We start from the raw sequence: 12819 nt of genomic DNA, 5'->3' as shown, positions 1-12819 counted from the left end.
TCGAGAATTTCTTTATGATTCATACGATTTACTCCCTTCTATGATGTTTTGCACACTCTTAAAATCCAATTTCCCTAGCGCCACCTCTTGCATCAATCCGATGATTTGCTCGTCTGTATACGTGTCCTTTATTTGATGTGCTGCTGCGCTATGATTTTGTTTTTCCGCTTTTAAGGCCAAATGGTCAGATAGAGCTTGGACTGTCTGACATTCAAGGATTTCCCGGCCGGCCATCTTCAGCTGCGTGGTTTTTTCGATATGCCGCATCAATTTTCGGCCAAGAATTGAATCCATCCCATAATCCAGGAAGTTTCTTTTGAAATTGATTCGATCCTCAGATATGCCCAATTCTCGTGCTAAAAATTGAACAATGATCTTTTGAATGTGGGTTTTGCCATTCGGCTCGTCAATCTCTGTTTTCATATCTTGTGAATGCTGTTTAACGGCCTCTGATTGCTGAGTGCCTGACGAAATCCAATACCGTTCCCTTGCAAATGGATAACCAGGTAAAGAAACCATCCGAACGTGATCGCCATCATGAAAGAGTTCCCAAGGAATCTGATATCCTTTCACCCAGCATTCCGCGATGTTTTCCAAATTTTTTTCTTTTGCGAGAGCTTGCAGAACTGCTTCATCTTGTTCTTCTAAAATCCCTTCTGTATATCCTGTATAAAGGGATCTCTGTTGGCCTGATACCCCACCATTCTTCATTGCTTCCACATATTCCTTCAATTTTCGCACCAATTGCTTCTGATTGTTTGCAACGAGCGCGAGCCTTGCTTCCATGGCTTTTCTCCCAACCTGAAGCGTATATGCCACATCAGGTAAAGAAAGGTTATGATTCTGCTCCAGATACGCAATCATGCGGCAGGCAGCATCCTGAAGCCGATCGTCATTTTGGGCTGAAAGCACAATGATCTGCGGTGACCCTTGATGCCGCTGTGTGGACGGCTGATCATCCGGGATGTATTCTTCAATGACTGCATGTGCATTGGTGCCGCTGATTCCAGTCGTGCTGATCGTTCCCATCCTCGGCTTCTGATTTTTCCTGATCCACGAACGGTTTTCTTTGCAAAGCACAAATGGGCTTTCTTTAAACGGAATATACGGGTTTTCCGATTCACAGTGATGAGTGGCCGGAATGATCTGGTTTTTCATAGCCATCAGCATACTGATTAAAGCAACCGTTCCTGACGCTGCAAATGTATGTCCGATTAAAGGTTTAATTGAGCTGATCATACAGAATTGCTTCTGCTTCGTATATTTGCTGAACACGCTCGTTAACGCTTGGACCTCAAGCGGATCACCAAGATTCGAGCCGGTACTGTGCGCCATCACATATTGAATATCGAGCGGATTGATTTCATTTTTTTCATAAATGTTTTCGATCAATTCTGCCTGGCTAAAAGGATTTGGCGCAGTAATGCCGTTGGTTTTGCCATCGTAATTCACACCGCTGGCTTTGATGCAGCCATAAATATGATCTTTATCTTCAATTGCCTTTGATAATGGTTTCAAGAGAACAGCAGCCACCGCTTCACCTGGCACAAGACCATTGGCATCCTGGTCAAACACTTTGCATTGTCCGTTCGGAGACAGCATTTCGGCCCTTGTCAGCGCCTCAAAAGACATGTGAGAAATATTCAAGCTGACGCCGCCGGCTAAAGCCATTTCACAATCCCCCTGACGCAGAGCTGAACATGCCTGGTGAATCGCCACCAGTCCAGATGAACATGCTGCTGTCAAAGCCATATTAGGCCCTTTTAAATCCAATGTGTATGCGATTCTCGCAGACAATGTGGCGTTTTGTGTTCCGTTAATGTAATCCGTATCTCCGGTTAGATGCGCATATTCCCCTTCTTCCACACCTACATAAACACCGCAGGATTTTCCTTTTATCCGATCTCCCATATAGCCGGCGTCTTCAAACGTGTGCCATGCTTCCTCTAGAAAAATGCGCTGGCGCGGATCCATGCTTTCGGCTTCTTTAGGCGATATTTGAAAAAACAGCGGATCAAACCGGTCTATGTCCTTCAAAAATGCACCCCACCTTGGCACTGCTTTTTCTGGATCTCTGTTAGCTCTCCCCCAGTCCCGGCGTTCGCCCGGAATGTCAGAGATACACGATTTACCGTTTTTCAGATTATCCCACAGCTCATGGACCGAATCAGCTTGAGGGAACCTGCCGCTCATGCCGATAATGGCAATAGGCTCATCGTGAACCTGCCGAATGCTTTTTTTACTGGCTTCTGGTTCTAAAGCTACAGGAATTGCTGCATAATCTTCAGGGGGCTTTTGCGCCTCTGATGCATCATCCCGGTAAAATGCTTCAATCAGCTCTTTATGATCGGTTAAGAAAAAGCCGATCAATTCTTGTAAAGTCGAATAGCCGAAAAATAAAGCCGGTGTCACTTCGATGTTGAAATGCTTTGATAACACATTCGAAAATTTAGCCAAATAGATTGAATCAAATCCGAAGTCGGCCCAATTTTTGTTCAAATTCAGCTTGTCCTTTGAAATCTTAAGCAATGTGTGAATATGCTCTTTCAAGTCGTGTTCTAAACGCTTTTCAATGCTTAACGTTTTTACCTCATCCTTGTTTTCTTGTGCTAGAGGGGCTTGAGTGGCCGGTTCTGGAATAGCTGGTTCAGTCATTCCTAAAAATCTGCTGACACGGCTGGGCTGACCGGCTATCACGAGATGCTGAGCATCCTGCTGAGCTAGGATGTGCTCAAACATACGGATGCCTTCCTCGGCTTCTAGGAAGCGTTGGCCGCTTGATTTCAGGTACATATCCGTTGTTTCCTCATCACCGATCTTCATTCCGCCATCCTTCCATACAGGCCAGTTGATGACAAACGTTTTACCGTTATGCAGCTCATTTCTGTATTGTGCGTAAGCCATCTGAAACCTATTGCCAATCGCATAATCACAACATCCAAAATCCCCTAAAACCGCAGAAGAAGAAGAAAAATAACACATAAAATCAAGGTCTTCATTTTTAAGCCATTCATCAAGCGCTATCGTGCCGTTGATTTTCGGTTCAATGATGCGCTGGAAGCTTTCGATCTTTTTGTCAAAAATAGCAGAGTCGCTCTCGATCCCGGCTGCATGAATGACACCGTTGATGGCACCGAATCGGTCTTTCCCTCTTTTTACGCAGTCTCCCATTGCGATAGGATCAGACACATCTGCTTCTGCATACATCGCTTCGCCGCCTAGATCCTTTAATTCTTTTATTTGCTTTTGCTTTTCATCATTAAAAGGCGACCGCCCTGTCAAAATCAGGTTTGCGGCATAGTTTTTGGCCAAATGCTTGGCAAATAAATAACCAAGCCCTCCTACACCGCCTGTAATCAGGTAAGTACCGCCAGACTTCAATTTGCTGTCGTCCGGTTGTATCGTTGTCTGTTCAATGTGATTTACATATCGTTTCGCATTCTGATACAAAACCGTTTGTTCAGCTGAAGCCTGTAATTCTGCCCATATATTACGTGTCCAATCATCCATCGATCCTTGTTCCGCGGGCTGAAAGATTCCAGTTACTTTTGTGTGCGGAAGGACAAGCCCGAGTGAACGTTCGAAGCCAATCCATGATTCCAGATAACTTCGGTCAAGACTATCTTCAAAACATCCTGCCAGCAGCAGCCGTGAAGGATGAAGCTTTGCTGCGGACATACCTTGTAATAGGTAAACAATACAGGAATGGTCCTTTATACAGCGCTTGTCTTCCATAGGCCACATATAGAGGATTGCATCTGGCTCTCCAAGTTCTTCTTTAATGCTCTGGAAGGCCTTTTCAAAAGTAACGGGTTCTTGCCGCACAATCTGGTAGCTATATTCAGACTGTTTGCTGTACACTTCGCCCTGTGATATAAAAATGACCTTGGTGTCTTGATCAACGTTTTTCAGGGCTGAAGCAAATGCGTTTTGCTTTTCTCTTTCAGTCAGAAAACAGATGAGCGTTTTGATACGTTTCGATGTGAGAGTCGCCGCCTCTTCTATCCACACTTCTTGAAAAGTCATAACCTTGAAAGGTTCTTCTGTTTGCTGATCATGATCCTGTTCTATAGACGCCGGGACCTTTGCCGCGCCTGGTGCCCAGTAACGCTCTTTCGCAAATGGATATGCCGGAAGACTGATCCGGACAGGCGTTTGGGTGCCGTACAGCATGCCCCAGTCGAAAGACAAGCCTTTCACCCAAAGATCCAGCAGTTTCGTGTATTTCCCTTTGCTCATCCATGCTTCTATGATTTTTTCCGTATCCTCATCCGCTGATAAGACTGCTAACGCTTTTTTGTTATCATCGATGCGATCCAGATACAGGCTGTCTGCTTTGTTTTCGATAAAATCGTTCAGCTTTCTCTCAAGATCCTCTAGTGATTCCGCTATAAAGGCCAGCCGTTCCTCCATTGCTTCACGGCCTGTTTGCAAGGTATAGGCAATCCTGATCAGGTCTGTTTCGCGGTACCTTTTTTGTTTGATGGCTGTAAGCAGCTGTTTCGCTTTTTCTTGCAAGCGTTCCATGTTTTTGGCCGACAGCACAATCAGCGCTGGAGGATGGTCTTTCGGCGTTTGCGTCCCCGTTCTTGGAATATATTCTTCCAGGATGATATGGGCATTGGACCCTCCGGCGCCAAAACTGCTCAAGCCAGCGCGCCTAGGCACCTCTTGCCCGCCAATCACCGGGCGTTTCCATTCACCAAGTTGCTGCTGAACGACAAATGGCGTATGGCTGAACTCGATGTTCGGATTCAACCGCTGAGCATGCAATGATGGTGCAATTTGGCTATATTTAAACTGAAAAAGTATTTTTGTCAGCCCTGCAATTCCGGCTGCACTTTCACAATGACCGATATTTGATTTGCTGGAGCCGATCGCACAAAACTGTTTCTCCTGCGTATCTTTCTCAAATGCTTTTGTTAACCCCGCTATCTCAATCGGATCTCCTAATGCAGTGCCTGTTCCATGCGCCTCTAAATAACTGATGGTTCGGGCAGGAATGTCGGCGCGCTCCATTGCTTCTTTAATTACCTGTGCCTGTGCATGAGGATTTGGAACCGTGTATCCATTTGTTTTTCCTCCGCTATTAATGGCACTTGCCTTTATCACACCGTAAATATGGTCACCGTCCGCTATTGCTTGCTGCAGCGGCTTTAACACAATGGCGCCTACGCCTTCACCGTCGACAAATCCATCTGCATCATCGCCGAATGATTTACATGTATCACTAGCAGAGAGCATATTCATGACAGATAAATTCTGATAGTGAACCGGGTCGACAACTAAATTGACACCGCCGGCAATGGCACAATCACTCGATCCGCTATAGATGCTTTCCAGCGCTAAATGAATCGCTGTCAGGGAGGATGAGCAGGCTGTATCGACTGCAAGACTCGGGCCTTGGAAATTCAGTAAATAGGATATTCTGTTGGCGATAGACCAATAGCCGTAGCCGGTCGGATAATTTTTGTTCATGACTCCGGCAAAGACGCCGATTTTTCTGCTTGAACAGAGCGAGTCAGGCGTGTATCCCGCGTCTTCAATACTTGCATAAGCGGTTTGCAGAAATAATCGCTCCTGAGGGTCCATTCTTTCTGCCTCAAGCGGAGAAATCTGAAAGAATAATGGGTCAAACTTGTCCATATCCTTGATAAATCCGCCCCATTTCGTATAAATTGATCCTTCTTTTCCTTTTTCTTTATCGTAATAAGCTTTCCAATCCCAGCGATCTTTCGGAATTTCCTCAATACAATTTCTTCCTTCTTTTAGGTTGTTCCAAAAGTCTTCTGCTGTTTCCGCCTGAGGATAGCGTCCAGAAATGCCGATAATGGCAACGTCACGGCTTACAAGAGTGTTTGTCGGTGTTTCTTTCTCCCCGCTGAAGCCAAGCTTGCGATAGCGCCGTGTTCTTTTAGCGGCCTGATCAGGTTTCTGTGAAGATTGGGTTCTGCTTTCGGCCGGTGTCTGTTGTAGAACTTGACGGTCAAGACCTGTTAATTTCATCAGCGCTTCTGTTTTTGTTTTGATGAAATGCTCCACTAATGCGTCAATGGTCTGGTACTCGAAAAATAAAGTGCTGCTTACATGGTCAAATTCTTTACGCAATGTATTCGTCAGCTGGACAACAACGATAGAATCAATCCCGTACTTTTCAAGCGGTTCAGATGACTCAATCTTTCCTGCAGGAATTTTCAACGTTTCCCCGATTAGTTTTTTCATATATTCTGTGCTTTTTACTCTTAGGAGAGCATGTTTTGATTGTCCAGCTTCCTCTGAATCTATGGTATGAATGTAGGCTGGCTCCTGATTAGACGCTTGTGAAACATCCTTCTCTGGCAAGACCACATTTTTCATCATACGGCGAACCAGCCCGTTGCTTGAGGCTGCGACGATTTGGTGACTCAGATCATGTGCCGCCTCGGCCGGGAAAAAGACAGATTCAAAGCCTTCGCTTTCAAGTGCCGCTTTCCAGCTGTCAGGATGTAAGCCTGGACAGCCGGGAATCCGCACTGCAGGATCTTCATACAGCCACCAGCCTTCCAAAAGACCAAAGGTGATGTGAGGGAACAGGCTGTTTCCCGCCATTTCATTCAGCAGCAGCATTCCGTTGTTTTTCATTACCGCTTTTGTATGCCGCAGTGTTTGACGGATATTTTTTGTTGCGTGAAGGACATTAGCGGCAATGACGACATCATAGCCTCCCGCTTCAAATTCCTGCTGATCAATCGGTTTTTCCACATCAAAAAGCTGATATGTCAGGTACGGATTTTCCGCCCCATATTCCTTTTCTGCATGCAGCAAAAATGCTTTAGACAGATCTGTATAGCAATATTCATTGATGTGCTTTTGATATGGTTTCAGTTTTTCAAAGATTCCGGCACTCGTGCCGCCTGTGCCTGCGCCTATTTCCATAATGCGAATCGATGCCTCAGGGTCGTGCTTCAGACGTTCATCCAGATAAGCTAATAATGTATCGGCAAGCACTTTATTAAAATAGTCTGCCACTTGGTTATGCTTATAAATGCCTTCCACCAGTTCCATCGAGGAATGCGGGAACATGATATCTGTTGCAGGGACTTTCCCTGTCAAAATATCCGGTAATGCTTGCAGCATGGCCTCTGCTAAGACAACCATCGCCTTTGTCTCGCTGTCTTTAAGCCACTTTTCTTTTTTCGCATTCCATTCTTGCCAAAGCAGCTCGATATCCTCTGCTTGGTCCTTCCTCACCAATGAATCTCCAACTTTCTTAAGATAGCCATGCTGCAAGAGAAATTCGCTGCTTTGCCGAATCCATTTTCCATAAAATTCACGAGTCTTATATTGTTGAAGACGTTCAACCGATAATGTATAACCATCAAACAGCCCGGCTGTTTGCAGCTGTCCTAACAACAGCCTGTAAAGAAGATCATCAAGCTCTTCAAGTGTCACTCTTTGAAATCGTGCCGTAGTCGGCAGACGCTCCATCAGGCTCTCTGCATCTGCTGAAGGTTGCTCTGGATAAAGAGTGATGAATTCATTCTGATTCACACCTTCGACTGCTACAGGCTTTGTCGTATGAATGAAAGCTGTTTGGCTGACTGGCCCAGAAAGCAGGGCTTCCAGCGCCTTCATAGCCTCCGCAGGCTCAATTAAACCTAAGCCGATTTGATTCATGAGCTGTACATAATGTTCATCCTCAGCCGCTTCACTATTCCCCCAATATCCCCAGTTCATGACTTTTACAGGGCATGCCCAGCTCTGAGAAAGCCGGTGAGCAAAAGCATCTGCAAATGTACAGCCAGAGGCATAATGGCTTTGCTTCACATTTTTGATATGGGCTACAAGCGAAGAGAAGAATAAAACAAAATCTACATTCTCCTGGCGGAACACTTGGGCCATCCGAATACTGACATCGATCTTCGCCGCCAGTCCAGCGGTGAATTCTTCCGGCTTCATTTTTTCCAGGCTTTGCTCAAATAAAACCATCGCAGAGTGAACAATCCCGTGAATATGAGGATGGCGCATTTTCACTTGATCATAAGCCTGCTGCAATGAATGCTTATCAGCTGCATCGGCTGCAATGTAGAAAGGCTCAGGGCCAAGCGCCGAAAGTCGGTCTATTTTTGACTGGATGGCAGCATTAAGTTGACTTCGCCCAATCCAAACGATTTGCGCCTGGTAGCGGCGGATCATGTACTCACTCCACGCCTCTCCGATATACCCGGCTCCTCCGATGACCACATAGACTCCGCCTTTCCGATATAGCGTGTCGCCTGACAGTGAGTGCCGATATGGGATCAATTGCTGCTGATGCCATTGCTGATTACGATAGGCCCAAGCATGGCCAAGGCGGTCAGCTGGGAGCGCAAACATGTGATTTACCGGCCATGTGCAGCCTTTTTCAAGATCGAGAAGACGGATTTTCCAGTGTGGATATTCCTTTGCCATTGTGCCGGCAAGCCCATGAATGCTTGCATGAGCGGGTTGTACTGCCTCATGTTGCGTAACCGGCTGCGCTTGGACGGTCACAAGAGACCATTCAAGTTGTTTCTCGCCATAGCCTAATTGCAGGCATGCTTTCAAAAACTTAAATAAGTGAAGAACAGCTTCTTCTTGTCCATCACTACCTATACTTCTCCGGTGTGACGGGGCAATCCACAATACATGGTCAATGCTTCCGTACGCTTGCAGTTTGACCGCTATTCCCTCAATGTCATCTGCAGGCCGGATATCGATAAAGGAAACTTGCGGATAATGATGCTTTATGAATGCCCGATCAGCTTCAGCAGCACCGCATAAAACAGCTCGTGTACCAGCAAACGAAGCATTATCCTCCGCTTCTAGAGAGACTGGTTCCCAGACGGGGATCATCATCGTATGCCCGGTCAGCTGAGAATCAGTTAATAGTTGCGGCTTTGAATGCTGCTCTCCATCAAGTGCCCGCATCGAGGCACCCTTCATTCGCACACAAACATGTCCGTTCTCATCACATAAATCAATATCATACTTTCTGACTTTGTCCTCCGCTTTACTGTCTGAACTGTATCGAATATAAGACCATATCTTCTCTGGACATGGGCTGAAAATATCAACCTCCTGTAACGCAAATGGAAGAGACAGCGTCTGAGCTTGTCCAGCGGCATTGACTGAGCTAACGATAAAACCGACTGTGGCATGGAACGCGGAATCCATCAAACTCGGGTGGAGCGCAAAATGCTGCTTGTCGTTTTTTAGAAAAGCGGGTAACGAGATTTTTGCAAGCAATTGATCTTTGCCGACATAGACTTTTTCAATCCCTTGATAGCCCTCTCCATAGTCAAGCCCAATCTTTCGAAACGCTGCATAGCATTGTTCTGACGTCACTGTGTCCAGGCTGCATTCTGTCTGTATTGATGAAAGGTTTAAAATGGAAGTGTCCGCTTCATCTGAAATGACAGCGCGGCCTTGGCAGTGTATCGTCAGGGCTTCTTCTTTATGTTCAGAGCTGCTATAAATGTCAAAGGAAATGTCCCCGTTATCCTCAGGAAAAAGGCCAATATGTATTTCTTTTGGTTCACTTTCTATCGTGATAGGACGCACCCACACAATGTCTTTAAGCGACACCACTCTTTGTTCGCCGTCCAGATCGCCTGCAGCTTTTTCCGCTGCTTCCCTTGCCATTTCTAAATAGGCAACGCCCGGCAAAATCTTCTGTCCCTGTACAACATGATCTGACAGGAAAAATTCCGTGCCTGTAAATACAGAGCTAAAGCGCTGCTCAGTAAAGTCTGATGTATTGCGGTGCACCAGCGGATGTAAGATATGATTCACAGTGCTGGTTTTCATTTCAGGAACCGGGATCCAGTAGCGCTCCCTTGCAAACGGATAGGTCGGAACACTGATCTTAAGCGGCTTGCGATCGCCGTATAGGTCGTCCCAGGTGACCCGCTTTCCTTGAACCCATGCTTTCGCCATTTCCATCATTTCACTGTCTGTTATCAAATTGTTATTCAGCGCATTTACCGATGCTAGCCCAGCCGCCTCCTGATTCTCCTTGGCTCGTCCGGTCCAGCAGCCCTCGATCTCATCTTCTCCATTGGCAAACGCCCGAAGTTTAGCCGTTAAATCTTTTATGTCTTTTACAATGAAGGCCGCACGCTCCTCCATTTCAACCCGTCCTGCCTGCATAGTATAAGCTAACGCTAAAAGATTGACGTCCTCGCTAAGAAAATCAAGAAGTTTAAGAGCGTAAGCCTGCAGACGATCTTTGTTTCTCGCAGACAAAGGTATCACTATTTCTTCATTTTTCGTTAAAATCGTTTCTGAATGGCTCTCGGCCGGAATATATTCTTCCAAAATAAGATGCGCATTTGATCCTGAAGCGCCAAACGAACTTAAACCGGCACGGCGGGGATATGTGACGTCCACCCCGTTTTCTGTAAAAGATGGCTGCTCCCATTCCTTTGTTTCATGCTGGACAAAAAATGGGGTTTGATCAAGCTTCAAATAAGGATTCAGCTCTTCTGAATGTAATGACGGCACCAAGGTTTTATGATGCAGCTGCAGGACAGTCTTCGTTAAGCCGCTAATGCCGGCTGCAGCTTCAGCATGGCCAATATTCGATTTAACAGAACCGATTGAACAGAATTGCTTGTCCTGCGTATTGCGGCTGAAAGCTTTTACTAACCCCTGTATTTCAATCGGATCTCCCAATGAGGTGCCAGTGCCATGGGCTTCAACATAGCTGATGGTGCGCGGATCAATTCCTGTTTTTTCTAGACACGCTTCGATAACATCAGCTTGAGCTACCGGGCTCGGTACTGTAATTCCGCTTACTTTTCCTACATGATTTATCGCACTTCCTTTGATGACAGCATAGATTCGGTCACCGTCCTGTTCAGCTTTTCGCAGCGGTTTTAGCAATACTGTCCCGACACCTTCTCCAGATACGTAGCCATCTCCGTCTTTGCCGAAAGTATGGCAATAGCCGTCACTTGAGTGCATTCCTACACTGCCATAGCTGATATATTTAGCCGGATGCAATGACAAATTGACGCCTCCGGCAAGCGCGGCCTCGCATTCTCCATTCCGGATGCTCTCTATTGCCAGATGAACCGCAGTTAATGAGGAAGAGCAGACCGTGTCCACCGCCATGCTTGGGCCGTGGAAATTACAATAGTAAGAGACCCTGTTGGCGATTTGCGCATAATTCAGCGATAAAGGAAATGGATTGTGTTCTGATAGAGCTTCAGCCCCTATAAGGGAATAGTCCTTATGCATTACGCCGGCAAACACACCGACATGCTGTCTTTTATTTTCTCCCTGCGGTGAAGCAATTGTCTCTGGTGTATAACCCGCATCTTCAATAGCTTCCCAGCATGTCTCTAAAAATAACCGTTCCTGAGGGTCCATCATTTCCGCTTCACGCGGAGAGATTCTGAAAAATTGAGGATCAAAGCAATCAGCCTCCTCGATAAACCCGCCCCATTTCGAGAGTGGCTTGCCTGCAGGTGAATCCTGTCCATTGTTTTCTTTCCACTCCCAGCGTGAGTTTGGAATCTCTGTGATGCAGTCGGTACCCGCTTTAAGATGTTCCCAAAATTCCTGTATGTTTTTTGCCTTAGGATAGCGTCCCGCCATTCCGATAATGGCAATGTCCTCCCCGATCTCTGGTGAAGAGGTAACACCATCAGGAGAATCCTTCATTGGTGAAGGAGATTGGCGGACAGCATCGTCCGCCTCTCCAATTGAATAGTGATCAGCAAGATGAGCAGCTAGTTCTGCAATTGTTGTAAATTCAAACAGCAGTGTCGGAGCAAGATCCGCTCCAATCTTATCTCCAATTTCCTGAACCACGGTAAGCAATGACGGAGAATCCAGACCAAGCTCATAGTACCCAGCGTGGATATCCATTTGTTCTGCCGGCCTTTCAAGCTGCTTAGCAAGCAGCTGACGCAAATACATTTCAAATGCGGGATAGTCCCGACTGATGTTCTGAGAGACAGCAGCTCTTTCTTCTTGAATTTCTTTTGCAGAATGAAAGGCTGACATATTCCGTACAGACTTGCCTGCAAATTGTTTCAGCTCGGCCACTTTTTGTCCTGCTGAATTAAAATATTCAATCGTCATATAAGTGAGTTCTTTCTTTTGGCGCACAGATGAGGAGAGGATCCGTGCTGTACATCCTTTTTGCAATCGTTCTGAAGCAGAAAACGATTCATAATACAATGGCAGGTACATCGTTTGATCTGAGATCAGGCAGCTTGAACCTATGCCGCTGCCGTCAATAAGCGTCGGATGAAACAGAAAAGCTTCAGAATGACACAACGCTTCCTGTCCGACTGCTAAATCAATTACAGCCCCCTCTTTGGTTTCATAAATCCGCCCTTTTGCCTTCATCATGCCGGTATGCACTAACTCCTTAGAGCGGCATTGTTCATATATTTCATCTAAATTCAGAATCCTGTCAGCTGTATTTTTCCACTGATTAAGGTCTATTGATTCGGCAAAAGAAGTTTGCTCTTTACGATGCATGTCAGCAGTCACATATTGTCTCTTGTCAGATAGTGATTCTCCATGCTGTTTTTGTCCGTCGATGATGATAGACCATGTCCCTTCCTTTCTTTCAGACACGTGAATGGTCAGGGCAATGTCATATGACTCATCTGCGATCAAAGGGTAAAAAATGGTCAGGTTTTTTAATTCAAGCTCTTGGTATGCATAACCATGTTCCTGGAATACTTGGTAGATTAAATCTATATAAGCAAGGCCGGGTAATAACGCTTGTCCATATACCTTGTGGTTGGACATGATTGGATTATTTAATGAAATGTGCAGTTGTTCAGTTATCATTTTCCC

At 45.9% G+C, this 12819-nt stretch carries 1 protein-coding gene; it reads right to left on the bottom strand.

Going from position 1 to position 12819, the window contains the following annotated elements; all coding sequences use genetic code 11:
* Nucleotides 1-12: 12 nt before the first annotated feature.
* On the bottom strand, nt 13-12813 hold the full coding sequence (gene pksM / locus NSQ83_RS09415; protein WP_198878791.1) for a polyketide synthase PksM: 12801 nt from the start codon (nt 12811-12813) through the stop codon (nt 13-15).
* Nucleotides 12814-12819 lie beyond the last annotated feature (6 nt).

The organism is Bacillus sp. PS217 (genome assembly GCF_037963535.1).
Lineage (GTDB): Bacteria > Bacillota > Bacilli > Bacillales > Bacillaceae > Bacillus > Bacillus subtilis.
This window is presented reverse-complemented; position numbering and strand designations above follow the sequence as displayed.